Below are 15,656 nucleotides of genomic sequence, written 5' to 3'. Positions count from 1 at the left end.
ACATGAAAACACGATGGGATATTTATGAGTGCGAATGCGGACTAGGCTACGCGATCCGACAGGAAGTGGACAATGAAATCGAAGAACCAGCTTGCCCACATTGCGGCGGAACAGATGCACGACTGATCCAATTAAAGGACGGTGAACGAATTGAGCCAACTGGAGCTAATCGATAAATCTGTTGTTGCCAAACCATCGACGGACTGGATCGGCGCGGACGAGAAAGTATTGGCTCTACAAAAGCATCCTAATTTCGCAGTTGGCGAGATCGTTGCATACAAAATGGTTCCATCGATTTTCGATCCAAACAAGGTGTTGGTCTATGACTGCATCAGCAAGGACAAAGGTACCAAGAAAAACCCGTTCCACTACGGGAACATTCACCACACTTTAACTGGAGGTCTGTATGATGCCATTGATCGCGAATACCAGTTAGGAAACCCTGGGTGGTGGATGCTTAATGAACCTTCAAAAGATAAAGCGGATGCACATGCCCAATGGCGTCCATGGATATGGAAGAATGAAACGGCGAATAAAGAATTTTTGGAATGGCATGCTGGTCATTTCGCGGGCTGGACAAAGGAAAAGTGGAAGGCGAATAAACACACCTGGAGAAAAGAGGCGCTGCCGATTGTACAGGTAGCGGAACCAGCTCCAGTTATCGAGAAAGAGGCTCTGGAGCAATTAACACTTTTTTAACAGAGGAAGGGAATACCCTCCACCACAAATTGAGGCTTAGGGCCTCTCCCTACTAAGGAGGATATAACATGATTTGGATAACATTTAGGTGTGATTGCGGATGTCCGTTTGCAATACCAAAATTGGATGTACCAGACCAACCATCTTGCCCTAATTGCGGGATGGAATATGGCGTTGATGCTACAGGAGAATGCATAAATGACCCGAAAATCGAACCTTTTAGGGGTGATATATAGATGACACAAACAGCGGAAATAACCAAAGAACATATTCTCGGAATGAGCCCAGGACGGGATTTAGATGCCTTGGTAGGAAAGTACGTTATAAAAGAAACTCCTGAAATCAAATGGTACGCCGTTAACAAGGAAGAAAACACGATCTGCATGGATTTCAACTATAAATCAGAAGCGGATGAATGGCTTGAATTTGACAACAAGCATTGGCTTGAAAGTGAAATCAAAATTGTGCGGCGTGAAATATATCGGGAATATTCAAAATCTATATCAGCAGCATACATGATAGTCGATCGGTTCAATGAGTTAGATGACAACCAATTAAAGCATCGGTTTATGCGAGAACTAATTGACTTGGATCGCAGTGGAGGATTTGGGCGGGTACACTCCAGCCCGGCTGACCGATGCAAAGCCTCGTTATTGGCGGTACTAGACTTGTAACCATTAAACGAAGGAGTGATCTAAATGAAAAGAGTTGCCATCAAGGTGTTATTGGAACGAGAAATTTGGATCGATAAAGATGTTTGGGAAGATGAGTTCGACGGACAATTACCATCTGACATGGAAGATTTAGAAATGTTGGAAGAAGCCAGCACTAGATATAACACAGAATTAAAGAACGTGGAGATCATTAGCGAATTTGAACTTACTGAGTGAGCCGCGTTATTGGCTGTACTGGACATATACACCTTATCCGGCCTCCGCTTACGCTAAGTAGATTCGGCCGATCCGATGGCGGCTGTGCCGCAAAGAGACGAACTGTAAAACAAATATATCAATTAAAGGGAGCGAAATATATGTCATTGGAAAATGGAATTAAAGACGTAATCAACACCAAATTAGAGGATGGAACAGTCGAAAAGCTTATTGGGGAGCAACTTGAAAAAGGTGTGCTAAACGCCTTGGATAACTTGTTCCGGTCATATGGGGATGTCACGAAAATCATTGAGGAAAAAGTCAAATCAGTAATGATCCCTTATTTGGAAGGTTACGATTACAGCAGATATATCGCCAAGCTTGATTCCGTTTTAGTGGATGTATTACAAAGTTCTGCGTTAGAAAATAAAAAGCTGCTAGAAAATTTCAAAGAACTAATGATTCCTGAACAAGACAAAACAATCAAAGCAACAGAATTGTTCGAACGTTGGATGAAATATGTAGCGAAAAATGTTGAAACGGATGATCTTGATGTTTGTTACGAAGATGGGCCGCCTACTTACGAATATGTGAGTGTAAGTTTTGAAGTTGATTATAACGAAGAACGTTCTTGGAGTGATATGAGAAATGCAGTACTAGTTTTTGAATGTGAACACGATGAAAAGATGAATTATCAAATTAGAATCCACAATTGGAAAAGGTTCGATAAAGATGAATGGACAATTGACTACAAATCTATTCACGACATAAATTCCCTAAAATATTTGGATGAGTTCGCAATATTTTTGATGAAGCTAAGTCAAAATGGAACAAAACTTATCCTTGATTCTGATGGAGATAGTGATGAAGTTGAGCCAGAAGAAAAACCTGAAGCATCGTTCAGCTAATGCACAGCACAACGAAATGACGCATAAGGCCGATAGGCCATCGATATCGACCGAAATACTAAGCGAAGCGAGGCCGTATCAGGTGTTGGTCGGTCTCCCCAAATAGGAGGATATACAAACCATGAGTAAAACAATCGACTTCTATAAAACAAGCAATATGGCAATCGAGATCGTTGAAATGTACTGCGATATATGTGAGAGCCCATTCTATGAACTGGATGGACGCGAACTTGATTGTTGTCCTAAGTGTGAGCATCCATTTGTGTCATGCACTCCAGGACAAAATGATTCAGACCGTGACACTTATCTCCTGATTGTAGACCCGGTAACAGGTGTTCCAGCGGTTGTGAGACGGGACGGGAAGCCTATGTTGGATAAGGGATACGAGGTTAAACCGGGCGACATTGTGAACGTGGTCGATGAAATACAATTCCCATTCCTGAAGAAAGTTGAGGTTGATCATATCGCATGGCACCGGGGCGGCTGGTATGCGGTATTAAGATTCGCAGACGAATTATACACGATTCCGCTTGAAAGAGTTGTGTTGGCTCCCAAGGAAGGAGCGGACCAATGAGCCTGTATGAATTCAAAGCAAGAGCGTGGGATACAGAAACCAAAGAAATGTCATACGAGTTCTTGGAACGGAACTGGCTAAGGGTATGCATATGGTCGCCGTACATGGTGTTAATGCTTAAATCCGGGGTGAAAGACAGCAAAGGTAAGGATTACTACGATGGCGATATCGTTAAAGTAAGCAAGTTGAATTTTGAGAGCAGCGGCCCATTGCCTGAAAATCTGGTAGTGAGGTTATACGGCGGCATGTTCCAGTTATTCAGAGGCAATGAACCTTTAATGGGTTTGCATTTGGGATATATAGCAGACGGAGAAGTGATCGGAAATGTCTATGAAAATCCTGAACTATTGGTTAAGGAAGGAGCGGGAAAGCATGAATAAGGCGATATACACCAAAACGGGAGCTTTACGCAAGAACCCACCGCCTCAATATATCATTCGAGGTACTACCAAAACTGTTCCGACTAGACAATTGCAAAAAATAAGTCTAACAGACATGACTTTCTTTCTCGGTCCACAAGGGCAACCATTGGTTGAAAACCCAGATTATACGGAGTGGATGCATGCAAGACGTGAACATGAATCTCATATAGCAGCACACAGAATGTAGGGGAAGGAGCGGGTGCAGAATGAGACAGTTTGGATTAACTTACGACGATGCCATTGCAATACAATCCTGTTTGGTGATCGGGCTTGAGGCTCAGAAGATCAGATACGATGATCACTGTCATGAAATGTCATTCCCTGATCGGATGGCAGCGCAAAAGGACTCTTCACGGACCATGAAAAAGATTGCATACCTCAATAGATTCACCGGGGCTCATAGCAGACGGAGCCTGAAAAAGTTAGGAAAGTTGGTGGTGGAATGAACAACCGAGTAGCTGGTTTGATAAATGAGTGGGAAGGCGTAGCTCCAGAGGATTTGATTGAAGCTATAAACGAACGTGATCAAGCAATGAAAGAGCTGACTGAAATTAATGCTAAGATTGCTTCAGACCGGGATCAGGTCAAGAGGGAACTTGAGTGGTTCGAAGGTCGGTGCTTGGAATTAATGAGAGAAAAATGTAAGCGGGAGATCCGGGAGGGAACGGCATGAGCAAAGAAGAAGTAGTAGTTATCACACCTAAGCAGGAAGACATTGATGATACAAATAAGATCATCCAGTTAAACTTCTTCTCGGATGTAGATAAGGAAGATATCCGTAAAACTAAATGGCTCCTCGGGAAATATATAGACATGATTGATATCATTCAAAACTATGAATTTGCACTAAAACAAATCGAAAACGGAATGTCTGCATACGATCTACTATCGGCGGAGGGATCGGTTGCAAAACGGGAATCCGGGCATGAACTGACATCAGATGTAACGGCGAATTCGGTGATTTTGAAGGACAAGCGTCATGATAACTACAAGCTTTATGTATTCATAACCAATAACATTAGATTCGCCATAAACAACATCAAAGATCCTCATGAGAGTGTAGCTGCGAGACTGCTATTTTTGGAAGGGAAGAAGTATCTGAAAGCACAGGTGTACATGGAAAAAGGATATCGCAAGGACGTTCCTGGTATTGCAGCAACTACATTTGCGGATAAACGGCGTAGAGCAATAGCTAACATCGCTAACAGTCTTAAGTTCAATAGAACTTTGGACTTTGTAACAATCGACTATGGTCGTGGGCGGAATAAGGAAGGTGAAATAGGATTGTTAAATCCCAATTGAATTGAGAGAAAGCCCTGCCAGCATTGATGTTGGCGGGCTTTCTCTTAAGCACAAAATAGAGGTTTAAATTGAATATTGTAGTGTATAAAAAAGCATCCCGAAGGATGCCTGGATATTACTTTACATATAAAAAACCTTCACTTGGAATCTTTGCAATAGTACCATCCTCAAAACGAAGCAGGATATACTCATTCACAACCTCAGATTCTACTTTCAGGCTTCTTACATTTTTCCCAATCATATCTGTAGCACGAAGCACTTCAATTTTTCTTGATCCTTTACAAACAGTGCATGTGTCGTACTTCGGTATTCCAGATCTCTCCATCCAGAGATTCGTGTCATAGTGAGACGGTGAATTCCTATCATGCCTATCCCATTCTCTGTCCCACTCTTCATTAATTATTCTACCTTTGTCGTCGCAATGAAAACACTCCAAAACTAATCACCTCCTATTTATTTCTATATCGGCAAGCTATAAGGTGATTTTTAGTCAAAAAAGATCCCTCCACAATGAAGAGCCCACTGATAGACATACTTATAGTGGCGATTAACAAGGAGCAAATATTCTCAGTGGCGGACGAGTTGGACGTGGAGGAATTAAACCAACGCTTGCTAATGTGCGTAAGCGGCTTGGGAGCGGTAGTATGATTAAAGTACAATGAGATTTATTAATTATACTCGTTTATTCATTGAATCTAATGTATGAAAAGCGAAGTAAAATTGTAATAAAAGCATGTTATCTTAAATCCATATAATAACGTAAATGAGAAGGTCGCTCTTAGGAGCGGCCTTTTTGTATTGGAGGGAAGAATGTGGAGGGTAACTATTTCAGCAGAAATGAACCGGCTATTCCAAGGGTATCGGACAAACAGCCGGAACAGTGTCGTGGGTGTGGGTGGGGAACGTGGACAGGAGTGAATCAATTGTGCATGCTACCATCTCCTCGGAAATCTAAACTGAAAGGGGTGAAATGTAATGAAATTCGTACAACCCATCCGTGACCCAGTGAAGTTGAAAACGATGAAAATTAATTTGAAAGAAAAAAATGAGAGAAACTATATTCTTTTTCAAGTCGGGACTAATACCGGGTTTCGAATATCTGACATATTGCCATTAAGAGTTAGAGATGTTAAAGGAAGTCATATTCTGATATATGAAAGTAAAACAGGGAAAGAGAAGAAGGTTTTGATACGTAAATCACTGCGCAGGGACTTGGATGCGTACATTGCTGGGAAAATGGACTGGGAGTACTTATTCCCTAGTCGGAATAGAAAATCAACTTTAGATCAGAAACCGATTACCAGGAGTATGGCATACAAAATCATCAGAGATGCGGCTGTTGAAGTTGGATTAACTGAAATAGGAACACATTCAATGAGGAAAACGTTTGGGCACAAATTTTACAACGAAAAGAAGGACATAGCGTTACTAATGGATCTGTTCAATCATACAGAAGAAAAGGTGACTTTAAGATACATTGGCATCCTTCAGGACACCTTGGACGATGCATTAGAGGACTTTGAGCTGTAACGAATTCACTTCAAACAGGTAATGATGAATTCAAAATGTGGGAAACGGTAGAAAACTGGTAGTGAAAAGGAATCTGAGCAATTAAGGAATTACACACAATACGTATTAAGGAGAATTTGATTGACATTTTATTGCTGATTAAGGCTGGTTGTGCCAAGGTTTGTGGCGCTCAACTGCTCAAACTCATTCGTAACGTTTGACTATTACTGACCTTAAATAGGAATTCCAACTCAATTGCATGAAAGTGGTGATAATTTTGTGAGCAGGAAGCAGAATCCAAATCGTAAAAAGGCGTTCAAAATTTGGAAAGATAGTGGCGCTGTGATGAAGCCGAAAGAGATTGCAGAAAAGTTGGGCATCACACCTGAATCAGTCCGAAAGTGGAAATCACTTGATCAATGGGAAGGGAAGATGGCTAACGCTAAACCGGGTGCTCCCCGTGGCAATCAGAACGCTAAAGGTAATCGAGGTGGAAAAGGAGGTCCACTGGGCAATCAGAAAGCTGTAACTCATGGATTGTTCCGTAAGTTCGAGCCGCAAGATCCTGAGTACCTAGAACTCATAGATATTGTTCAGCAAATGGAACCTATAGACATGATCTGGCATAACATCACCCAGGGATTCCGTAAAATCATTTGGGCGCAGCGTATCTTCTTCATCAAAGACAAAGAGGATATGACCAAAGAATTGAAAAGGGAGAAACCAGGTGAGTATGGAGATGAATATGAATGGGAAATCCAATTCGCTTGGGATAAATATGCTAGTTTTATCAAGGCCGAAGCTACGGTCATGCGTGAGATCAGGGGAGCTATCAAACAATTCCTTGATATTGCACCACAGGAAGATGAGCGCCGATTGAAGTTGAATCAGATGCAGGCCAAAGTTGATAAAACCCGCCTTGAAATTGAGAAATTGAAGAACGGTGATGGAGATACCGAGGATGACCTCATAGAAGATTGGGTAAAGGCGGTGGAGTCTGGTGAGTAAAGAGTCTCCACAAACGAAACGCAGATTTGCTGCATTCAAAAAGCGAATCCCTGAGTACCGGAAGAATCCGGTTCTTTTTTGCGTGGAATTACTGAAATTCACTCCTGATGAGTGGCAAGCAGAAGTAATGATGGACATAGCTGGAAGTCCGCGAGTGTCAGTGCGATCTGGACAGGGTGTTGGTAAGACCGGCCTTGAGGCTGCGGTGGCATTATGGTTCCTATCGTGTTTCCCGTTTCCGAAGGTTATCTGTACAGCACCGACACGTCAGCAGCTGCATGATGTCTTGTGGGCTGAGATTAGTAAGTGGCAGGAGAAAAGTCCTTTGCTCAAACGGATTCTCAAATGGACGAAGACTAAGATTTACATGCGCAACTATGAGGAACGTTGGTTTGCCACAGCCCGGACAGCTACCAAGCCGGAGAACATGCAGGGTTTCCATGAAGACTACATGTTATTTATTGTGGACGAAGCGTCTGGCGTTGAAGATCGTATCATGGAGGCTATATTGGGTACGCTCTCAGGTGAATTCAATAAGCTGCTAATGTGTGGGAACCCAACACGAACCAGTGGAGTATTCTATGATTCTCACAACCGAGATCGTGCTGATTACAATACACATAAAGTATCTTGCTTAAACAGTCCTCGGACAAGCAAAGAGAATATAGCAATGCTTGAACGTAAATACGGAAAGGGATCTGATGTATGGCGTGTCCGAGTTGAAGGTGAGTTCCCTCGTGGAGAGTCGGATACTTTCATAGCATTGGAAGCCGCTGAGTTTGCGAAGAATGAAGTACGAATTGAATCAAACGGACACAAACTTACTGTCGGCGTTGACGTGGCTCGTTTTGGTGATGATGAGACGACCATATATGGACAAATTGGTGGGAAGGTGGCGAAGAGTCACTTCCACCACAAGCAGGATACAATGACGACTGCCGGCTGGGTATTACGGATCATTGATGATATCAAGTCAGAGCACGCAGAAGTGGATGAAGTGGAAATTAGAGTCGATGATAGCGGCGTAGGTGGAGGTGTGACGGATCGACTGAATGAGATCAATGATGAGAAGGGGCTCGGATATACTATCATCGGTGTTAACAATGGTTCATCGGCAGAAGATGCTCATTATGGAAATCTTGGGTCTGAAATGTGGGGTCACATCAAGGCTTTACTTGAAGAAAACATGAGCAACTATATGTTAGGAGTTCCAGGTGTTCTTGAATTACCTGATGACGAGAAGTTGGTAACACAGCTGACATCCCGAAAATGGAGAATGGGAAGCAACGGCAGAATCTATCTGGAAAAGAAAGATGACATGAAGAAGCGAGGACTTCAATCTCCCGATAGAGCAGATGCTTTTGTTTTGGCTTTTGCTAATATTCAAACAGAATCTGGATTTGCTTTTGGGTAAGCATCTCGGAATAATCCATTGTTGGAAAAAAGGTGTTATACTACTCTAAGACTGACTATTCGATTTTTCCACATGGAGGGAATTATGGACAAAAGATATCAGGTGTTTGTAAGTTCTACCTATCAAGACCTTCAAGAAGAAAGACAAGAAATAATGCAAGCATTACTGGAGCTGGACTGTATCCCATCAGGGATGGAGCTTTTTCCGGCTACAAATGATGATCAATGGACTCTAATCAAGAGTGTTATAGATGATAGTGATTATTATATCTTAGTACTTGGTGGAAGATACGGTTCTATTGGACCTACTGGGATTAGTTATACCGAAATGGAGTATAGATACGCTCTGGAAATCGGAAAACCTATCATTTCTTTTATTCACAAGAACCCTCAAGAATTGCCTGCCAATAGAACAGAAGCTGAAAAGGAAGGCAGAGAGAAGTTAGCAGACTTTAGGGCGCTGTCACAAGAGAAACTAGTTAGATATTGGACTAATCCATCGGATTTGGGCTCGGTAGTATCAAGAAGTCTAACTAAACTAATAAAATCAAATCCAGCAGTTGGTTGGGTGAGGGCAGACTCAGTGTCAGATGATGGATCTGCTAAAGAAATACTAAGGTTAAAAACTGTGATAGATGATTTACAAGCTGAATTGAAAACAGTTAGAACAACTCCGCCAGTCGGAGTAGAAAACCTGTACCAAGGAAAAGATGAATTTGAGCTGGGATACACGTTTGTAGCAAGGAAAACCCCTAGTAGCGGTATTAGCAGATTGAGCGGAACATTAGAAGTGAGCTGGGACGAAATTTTCTATTATATCGGACCTATACTGTTGAATGAGTCGACTGAAGATGAAATGGCAAGAGCTTTGATTAAGCTTATTATTGATGAAGATGGAAAAAAAATAAGAGAGAGTAGTTCAATTAAAAATACATCAGTAAGTGTTAATTCGACTGACTTCCAAACTATTAAAATTCAATTGAGAGCACTTGGATTAATTGCAATGAGTTCGAAGCAGAGAAGTGTTAAAGATACCTCAACATATTGGATGCTTACGCCCTACGGTGACGAGTATTTAATGTCATTAAGAGCTCTGAAAAAATAAATTTCTGTATATTATAAAACTGAATGGTTGCTATAGTAACCATTATTATAGATTTGGAGTGGTACAAGCGATGTCAATTATATTAGAAATTCAAAAAGAAGCTCTTGATCCATCAATTCCAGTTTCAGTGTTACTAAGAAAATTCTATACAATATCAAGAAAGTTACATCTATCAGAACATGAGAAATGGGCTAATCTAGAGATGAATGGCTATAATCTTGACGGAAGTGTTTTGCCTGAATACAGAATGGTACATGGAGAGATCAAGGCTAAAAATCCTGCAATAGGCTATATACCGGCGTATCTTAGCCAAGGATTGGAGATTTTATCTCAAAGAAAAATATATAGTCCTCTAACTCAAATTGAGGATCAAATTAAATTAGGTGAGAGTGATAATGGAATTCTTGTATATAACTTTCCAACTGAAATTCAAAAGGTTGTGATGAAGGCAACAGGTCATGATTATCAAACTTCTCTCCATTTTCCTATTACTGAGTTACAAAAAATTGTAGCTAAGGTTAGGAATATTATTCTTGAATGGACAATACAGTTGGAGGAAAATGGAGTTTTGGGAGAAGGCATGACATTTAATAACAAGGAAAGAGAGCAAGCATCAAAATCTGGAGATATTATAATAAACACTATAGGGACAATGTATAATTCTCAAATTCAACAAAAGGCAGTAAATTCTTCACAAGAACTTACCTTATCAACAGAAGTTATTTCTCATGAGTTAAGCTCTATTCTTAAAGATATCAAAAAGTTATATGAAGAATTACAAGAGCAAGACACAAAAGAAGAGTTAAAAGCTGATATTGAGTCGCTGGAGGCACAGTTAAAATCACCAAAGCCTAAAAACGGAATAATTAAGGAAGGTTTGAAATCAGTTAGGAATATTGCTGAGGGAGTTACTGGTAGTTTAATTGCGACAGCTTTACAAGGGAATATCACTTCATTTATAAATAAAATTGGTGGATAAAATCCGTAGTAATAGTGAATAGAGTCAATGTTATTATAAATCCATAGAAGTATGATCAAAGAAAGAAGGTAAGGAAACATTTCCTGCCTTCTTTTTATAGGAGCGGATGCCTTTGTGTTTGCATTTGCTGAGATAGGTTAAATCCGGTCTTGCGTTTGGATAATCAGTAAATATTCAGATCAATAGTCCATAATAAATGATATAATCGCCTTATTCATTCATGGAAAAGGTGTGTGGTTAAAGTGACTGATAATCAAAATACTGAATATGAACTGTTTGCTAAAGAAATTTATGAAACATTGCATAAAGCTGAAGGTATAAACACAATTGATGTTAGACATAACATAAAGCTGATGGGTAGCTCTGGGTGTGAACATCAAATAGACGTATATTGGGAATTCGAAATGGTCGGATTAACGCACAGAGTTGCTATTGAATGTAAAAACTATACTAACAATGTTTCGATAGGTAAGATAAGAGATTTTTACGGCGTATTGTCTGATGTAGGGAATATACAAGGGATATTCGTTACAAAGAAGGGGTTTCAAAAAGGTGCAAAGCAATATGCTGATAGTAAAGGTATCAAATTGATTGAATTAAGATTTCCGGAGAGTGGAGATTGGGAAGGAAGGATTAAAGATATACACGTTGATATGACTATGTTGAAACTGGACGTAAAAGACATCTTAGTGAGTCCTGATGTTGACTGGATCAAAGAAAATTTGAATATGAAGAAAGGTGATAAATTTCAGATTTCATTAACAAAGGATACAATAATTCAAGATGAAATTGGAAATAAAGTGAATTCAGTTGATGAACTGTATAAAAAATTACCAAATTCAACTACGGTAGGAACTGGTTATGAATATGAGTATGTTTTTGATAATGGCTTTTTGATAAATGAAGCAGGGGTAAAATTTAAATTAAAAGGTTTTAAATTTATTTACGATGTAATCGTTTCAAGTACCACATCATTTGCGATTGAAGGGGATAAGGTTGCTAAAGCAATTCTGAAGGATGTTAAGTCGGGTGAGATAAGTTTCATTGATGTGAGCGGTAATGTGAAGAAGAGAAATCCGGAGTAAATTAGCATTAATCCAATGATATTATAAATCCATAGAAGTATAACAAAAGAGAGAAGGCAGGAAATTTATCCTGACCTTCTCTCTTTGTTCTATTACAAGTTCAACCATTCAGCTATCTCAAGACCCTTAAAATATTCTTCAATATATTCTAAGAAAGCTGGATAGTCAGTTAGAAACAAGTGCATAAGTTCGTTGTCAGTCATTTTCTTCACCTCCACTCTATAGTATGCGCCATTCTACATTTTTTTATTCCTAGTCTATTATGAAAGGAGGTAAATACTTGGGTATTAGAACATGGTTTATTAGTTGGTTGGAAGCGGGAAGGATGAAAAATGAACCTGATCGAATGACAGAGAGTTATCCTTTCCCATTCGGAGTAATGATGCGTAAAGGCAATAACCAGCCAGCACCTAAACGTACTCCTACAAACTTGCGAAAGCTTTCGGAATCTCCGATACCTAGAAGGGCAATCAATGTCATCAAAAACGGAATTACAAAGCTGAACTGGTCTGTGACAACTATTGATGAGAATGAAAGCGAGAAGTATCGCGAGTTATGCAAGATCATTGAACGATCTCTATTGAAGCCTAACCCAGGTGACACATTCCGTTCGTGGATTGAGCAGCTTGTGGAGGACATGCTTGTTTGCAGTGCGGGTTCATCTGAGATTCTTCGAGCAGGAGATCCACTCAGGCCGTTTAGGATGTATCCTGTTGATTCGTTCTCAGTAGATTTGTATCCGGAATGGGATGGTAAATCGACTTCGTACAGGTATGCTCAGAGGGTTAACGGTCAACATATCCATCTTAAATCTTCTGAACTGATGTATATACGTATGAATCCAAGGAGTAATACGCCATTTGGTCTTTCTCCACTTGAAGTGGTTTGGGAGTCAGCAGAAAGTTTTATTTCTGCTCATCGATCTGCAGGTAGGCAGACTTCAAATGCAGGCAGGCGTAAATTGATCAACTTGGGGAAGAATGCAGATGCCGTAGCAGTAAAAGCATTCCGATCTTATTGGGAAAACGAGGTCATGGGCAGGGGGATTGACCCAATCATTGGTGGTGAGAATCCGGGAGTTCTTGATCTTGGGGCTACTGATGACAAAGCCTTGTTCCTTGAATGGCAGCGTTTCTTGATTGAAATCGTGGCTATCTCCTTTGATATATCTCCCAAAAAGCTTGGACAAACTAAGGATGTTAATAGAAGCACCGCTGATAGCGAGGATGAAGACACAGAGGATACCGTCCAATCTATATCAGAGAATATTATCGAGCATATTAACAATCACATTATCGACGGTATTTTTGGCATGGGTGGCGTGCTTGAATTCAAGTTTCACTATGAAACGTCATTGAAGGATAGGAAGCTTAAAGCTGATATTGATGCAATCTATTTAGATCGTCGAGTCATAACGCCGGATGAGGTTCGTGATGAACAAGCTAAAAAAGCATTGCCGAATGGTCAAGGTGAAGTATTACTTGTTCCAGGCAAGACAACTGTAGTTAATCTGAATGACCTCGCTGGAGGACAACCGCAATCCAAAGAAGAAACCACCAGTAATCCTCCACCAAACACAACCGAAGAGGATGAACCTTAACACCGCTTAAACGAGCTGGTGTTTTTTTATTTTCACAGAGAGATGGTGAGCGAGAACTCCAATTTCGCGGGAGGGGGTGAGAAGTTAAATGCTCAAAACATTGAAATTGAGTAATCAACGGATGCGTGTACAGGACTTTAAATTGTCTGATGAAGGTGGGCATCCGAACAAAGTTCCTTTCAAGTGTGCACTATTTGCTGTCGATCAGCCGAGCGATGGATCACCGCATGGTGCTGGAGGAAAGAAGATCAGAATTTCATCAACCGTATGCGATCAATACCTACAAACGTTTGTAGGTATGGCGCTCAACATTGATTATGTAAACGGAATGGCAGACCACGATCCTCGTTTTAAGGTGGCCTTCATCGAAAAAGCATCACGGAGCATGGATGGATATGCATGGATAGAGGGTTTTATCTATGGCAAAGACTTTCCGGACGTGGTTGCAACCATCCGTTATTACAACGGGCTGGCTAAGGAATACAACTGGAGTGAATATCAATTCGGCGCATCTCTTGAAATGGAAGCATCTGTACAGAATGCATCCGATGACGAGAACGTGCTTGATGTGATGGAGTTCTGCGGCACTGGGGCTGCAATTCTATTCGCTGATGCAGCTGCTTATAAAACAACGAGCTTTGCAGCTCGAAATACAACAAAAGAACAGGGGGATGTCGAAATGACTCCGGAACAAGCGAAAGCGATGGAAGATGCTATGAAGACATTACAAGATAGTATGGCGACGATTACAGCCAGTGTGCAAAGTGTTGTGACAGAGGTCGGGTCTATTAAAACCGAAGTTACAAATATGAAGGCATCGAAGGAAGAGGATGAGCAAAAGACGGCAGAGGAACAAGCCGCTGCTGATCTGAAAGCAGCTCAAGACAAAGCAACTGCATTGGAGAAAGAACTAAAAGAGTTGAAGGCTGCGGCTACACCTCCTGGTGAGCCAGAACGAAAAACAATTAGCGCTACTTCATTGCTCTCGAAATATGGTGCTAACCTTTCTGGAAGCGAAGATGGGACTGATTATAAAACCTTCTGTGCTTCAGTTGATGCCCTGAACCTTTCGTCCTCTGAATCATTCAAATTAAAAATGCAGGCAAAAGCACAATTTGCCCAGAAAGAGAGCGTGTAATATATGAACAGCCGCGTAGGGCAAGCTCAATTCGTTGATATCGCAGCAGCTACTCAATTCCAAGGACCTGGTGCTCTGATTACGGATGATTATCAAAAAGAAATTACAGACATTCTTCGCCGGAAGTCGGTGTTGGATGGACGAATCAATTACGTACCAGCTACAGGTGATATCTCAACGTACTATGAACAAAACACTGTCAACGGTGGGGATTTCATCGACCCTCGTAATCCTTCGGCTACACCAACAAGCAATGAGCGCACGCCTCATGGTGTGAAGATCAAGGCTTTGACGAATCAGGTCAACTTCGGGCATTACGATGTCACTCTCGGACAACAGCAAAATAACTTCCCGGAACTGAAAGCCAAGGATCTCGATGACATGCTAAATGGTATTGCATTGACACATGGTAAAGCACTATGGCGTGGAAATGACACTGCTTTGGCTGTTCCTACCACTCGACAATACATGGGAATTCCAAGTCAGATCACAAATACGTTCATAGTAGGTGTTGGAGCATCAATTGTTGCTGCTATTCGCGCAAAGGTTGCCGCAATGGTAGGAAGTGAGAAATATGAAGTGCTACCGACAGCGATCTACATTCACCCAATCGGTCATTATCATATGACTGAAGAAGTACGTTTGGCTGTAGAAAGCGGAAAAATGTCTGATCCGTTTGGTAAAACAGTTGTGGCGGGTCTTGAGGTTCCCACTATCATGACAGCGGCTGGCTTGTTACCGATCATCCCTGAGCCGTTTATGCCTTCTAAAGCAAACGAGACTAACACAGGCAATACGGATTACGGTATCGCAATTGTTACCGAATCCATGATTGAGTATCACTATGTTGGCGAAAAGGGTATGTTCCTGTTCGAACTTGGAACAACAAGCAACCTGCTGGAACAATACGTTGGTGTGAAATATGGAGCACCGGTTGCTAAAGGTCCAAGTTACGCTCACGCGTACGGAACTATAGAACGTCCTACAATCGCTTCTGTAGGTTAATCAAGTTCAAGGCGGCCCAGAAGGGCCGTCTTACAGAAAG

19 protein-coding genes are annotated in these 15,656 nt (G+C 41.2%); 18 read left to right on the top strand and 1 reads right to left on the bottom strand.

Features of this window, described 5'->3' with window-relative positions:
• The first annotated feature begins 2 nt into the window (after positions 1-2).
• From M1D71_RS20065 to M1D71_RS20025, 9 genes are all read left to right on the top strand, one after another.
• Positions 3-176: a hypothetical protein gene (locus tag M1D71_RS20065; protein ID WP_458123378.1), complete on the top strand. Its 174-nt coding sequence runs from the start codon at positions 3-5 to the stop codon at positions 174-176.
• On the top strand, positions 151-699 hold the full coding sequence (locus M1D71_RS20060) for a hypothetical protein (RefSeq protein WP_458123377.1): 549 nt from the start codon (positions 151-153) through the stop codon (positions 697-699). The genes M1D71_RS20065 and M1D71_RS20060 overlap by 26 nt, the downstream gene beginning before the upstream one ends.
• Before the next feature lie 236 nt (positions 700-935).
• On the top strand, positions 936-1,373 hold the full coding sequence (locus M1D71_RS20055) for a hypothetical protein (protein WP_458123376.1): 438 nt from the start codon (positions 936-938) through the stop codon (positions 1,371-1,373).
• A gap of 24 nt (positions 1,374-1,397) precedes the next feature.
• Positions 1,398-1,589: a hypothetical protein gene (locus tag M1D71_RS20050; protein WP_458123375.1), complete on the top strand. Its 192-nt coding sequence runs from the start codon at positions 1,398-1,400 to the stop codon at positions 1,587-1,589.
• A 140-nt stretch (positions 1,590-1,729) separates the two neighbouring features.
• Complete coding sequence (locus M1D71_RS20045) at positions 1,730-2,476, top strand: hypothetical protein (protein WP_458123374.1); 747 nt, start codon at positions 1,730-1,732, stop codon at positions 2,474-2,476.
• Between the two features lie 121 nt (positions 2,477-2,597).
• On the top strand, positions 2,598-3,050 hold the full coding sequence (locus M1D71_RS20040) for a hypothetical protein (RefSeq protein ID WP_458123373.1): 453 nt from the start codon (positions 2,598-2,600) through the stop codon (positions 3,048-3,050).
• A complete protein-coding gene (locus M1D71_RS20035) occupies positions 3,047-3,430 on the top strand; it encodes a YopX family protein (RefSeq protein WP_458123372.1) in 384 nt (127 codons plus the stop codon). The genes M1D71_RS20040 and M1D71_RS20035 overlap by 4 nt, the downstream gene beginning before the upstream one ends.
• Positions 3,431-3,914: 484 nt before the next feature.
• On the top strand, positions 3,915-4,145 hold the full coding sequence (locus M1D71_RS20030; RefSeq protein ID WP_458123371.1) for a hypothetical protein: 231 nt from the start codon (positions 3,915-3,917) through the stop codon (positions 4,143-4,145).
• The gene (locus tag M1D71_RS20025; protein WP_458123370.1) at positions 4,142-4,774 is read left to right on the top strand and encodes a hypothetical protein; all 633 of its coding nucleotides are present in this window, start codon (positions 4,142-4,144) and stop codon (positions 4,772-4,774) included. The genes M1D71_RS20030 and M1D71_RS20025 overlap by 4 nt, the downstream gene beginning before the upstream one ends.
• 115 nt (positions 4,775-4,889) lie before the next feature.
• On the opposite strand, the gene M1D71_RS20020 is transcribed toward M1D71_RS20025, so the two are convergent.
• Positions 4,890-5,210: a hypothetical protein gene (locus tag M1D71_RS20020; protein WP_458123369.1), complete on the bottom strand. Its 321-nt coding sequence runs from the start codon at positions 5,208-5,210 to the stop codon at positions 4,890-4,892.
• A 539-nt stretch (positions 5,211-5,749) separates the two neighbouring features.
• Here M1D71_RS20020 and M1D71_RS20015 point away from each other — a divergent pair.
• The 9 genes from M1D71_RS20015 (at position 5,750) to M1D71_RS19975 (ending at position 15,616) form a co-directional block, all read left to right on the top strand.
• Positions 5,750-6,304, top strand: a complete 555-nt coding sequence (locus tag M1D71_RS20015; protein ID WP_458123368.1) for a tyrosine-type recombinase/integrase — start codon at positions 5,750-5,752, stop codon at positions 6,302-6,304.
• A 258-nt stretch (positions 6,305-6,562) separates the two neighbouring features.
• A complete protein-coding gene (gene terS, locus M1D71_RS20010) occupies positions 6,563-7,291 on the top strand; it encodes a phage terminase small subunit (protein WP_458123367.1) in 729 nt (242 codons plus the stop codon).
• Positions 7,281-8,705, top strand: coding sequence for a DEAD/DEAH box helicase family protein (locus M1D71_RS20005; RefSeq protein ID WP_458127304.1), 1,425 nt, complete (start codon positions 7,281-7,283; stop codon positions 8,703-8,705). Before terS ends, M1D71_RS20005 begins: the two co-directional genes overlap by 11 nt.
• A gap of 84 nt (positions 8,706-8,789) precedes the next feature.
• The gene (locus M1D71_RS20000; protein ID WP_458123366.1) at positions 8,790-9,809 is read left to right on the top strand and encodes a DUF4062 domain-containing protein; all 1,020 of its coding nucleotides are present in this window, start codon (positions 8,790-8,792) and stop codon (positions 9,807-9,809) included.
• Between the two features lie 70 nt (positions 9,810-9,879).
• The gene (locus tag M1D71_RS19995) at positions 9,880-10,788 is read left to right on the top strand and encodes an AbiTii domain-containing protein (RefSeq protein ID WP_458123365.1); all 909 of its coding nucleotides are present in this window, start codon (positions 9,880-9,882) and stop codon (positions 10,786-10,788) included.
• A gap of 242 nt (positions 10,789-11,030) precedes the next feature.
• Positions 11,031-11,873: a restriction endonuclease gene (locus M1D71_RS19990; RefSeq protein ID WP_458123364.1), complete on the top strand. Its 843-nt coding sequence runs from the start codon at positions 11,031-11,033 to the stop codon at positions 11,871-11,873.
• A 280-nt stretch (positions 11,874-12,153) separates the two neighbouring features.
• Entirely contained in the window at positions 12,154-13,473 is a 1,320-nt protein-coding gene (locus M1D71_RS19985; RefSeq protein ID WP_458123363.1) for a phage portal protein, read from the top strand.
• Between the two features lie 142 nt (positions 13,474-13,615).
• Positions 13,616-14,611, top strand: a complete 996-nt coding sequence (locus M1D71_RS19980) for a 3-oxoacyl-ACP reductase (protein ID WP_458123362.1) — start codon at positions 13,616-13,618, stop codon at positions 14,609-14,611.
• 3 nt (positions 14,612-14,614) lie between these two features.
• Positions 14,615-15,616, top strand: a complete 1,002-nt coding sequence (locus tag M1D71_RS19975) for a hypothetical protein (protein ID WP_458123361.1) — start codon at positions 14,615-14,617, stop codon at positions 15,614-15,616.
• Positions 15,617-15,656: the final 40 nt, after the last annotated feature.

The sequence above is a fragment of the Paenibacillus sp. Z3-2 genome (assembly GCF_054161325.1).
Note: the sequence above shows the minus strand (reverse complement) of the source record. Positions and strands in the feature narration are given on the sequence as shown.

What these genes read in the sequence shown, in the direction of transcription:
- M1D71_RS20035 (WP_458123372.1), top strand. Translation starts at nt 3,047, where the DNA reads ATGAGCCTGTATGAATTCAAAGCAAGAGCGTGGGATACAGAAACCAAA.
- M1D71_RS20015 (WP_458123368.1), top strand. Translation starts at nt 5,750, where the DNA reads ATGAAATTCGTACAACCCATCCGTGACCCAGTGAAGTTGAAAACGATG.
- M1D71_RS20025 (WP_458123370.1), top strand. Translation starts at nt 4,142, where the DNA reads ATGAGCAAAGAAGAAGTAGTAGTTATCACACCTAAGCAGGAAGACATT.
- M1D71_RS19995 (WP_458123365.1), top strand. Translation starts at nt 9,880, where the DNA reads ATGTCAATTATATTAGAAATTCAAAAAGAAGCTCTTGATCCATCAATT.
- M1D71_RS20040 (WP_458123373.1), top strand. Translation starts at nt 2,598, where the DNA reads ATGAGTAAAACAATCGACTTCTATAAAACAAGCAATATGGCAATCGAG.
- M1D71_RS20030 (WP_458123371.1), top strand. Translation starts at nt 3,915, where the DNA reads ATGAACAACCGAGTAGCTGGTTTGATAAATGAGTGGGAAGGCGTAGCT.
- M1D71_RS20055 (WP_458123376.1), top strand. Translation starts at nt 936, where the DNA reads ATGACACAAACAGCGGAAATAACCAAAGAACATATTCTCGGAATGAGC.
- M1D71_RS20045 (WP_458123374.1), top strand. Translation starts at nt 1,730, where the DNA reads ATGTCATTGGAAAATGGAATTAAAGACGTAATCAACACCAAATTAGAG.
- M1D71_RS20065 (WP_458123378.1), top strand. Translation starts at nt 3, where the DNA reads ATGAAAACACGATGGGATATTTATGAGTGCGAATGCGGACTAGGCTAC.
- M1D71_RS19975 (WP_458123361.1), top strand. Translation starts at nt 14,615, where the DNA reads ATGAACAGCCGCGTAGGGCAAGCTCAATTCGTTGATATCGCAGCAGCT.
- M1D71_RS20000 (WP_458123366.1), top strand. Translation starts at nt 8,790, where the DNA reads ATGGACAAAAGATATCAGGTGTTTGTAAGTTCTACCTATCAAGACCTT.
- M1D71_RS20050 (WP_458123375.1), top strand. Translation starts at nt 1,398, where the DNA reads ATGAAAAGAGTTGCCATCAAGGTGTTATTGGAACGAGAAATTTGGATC.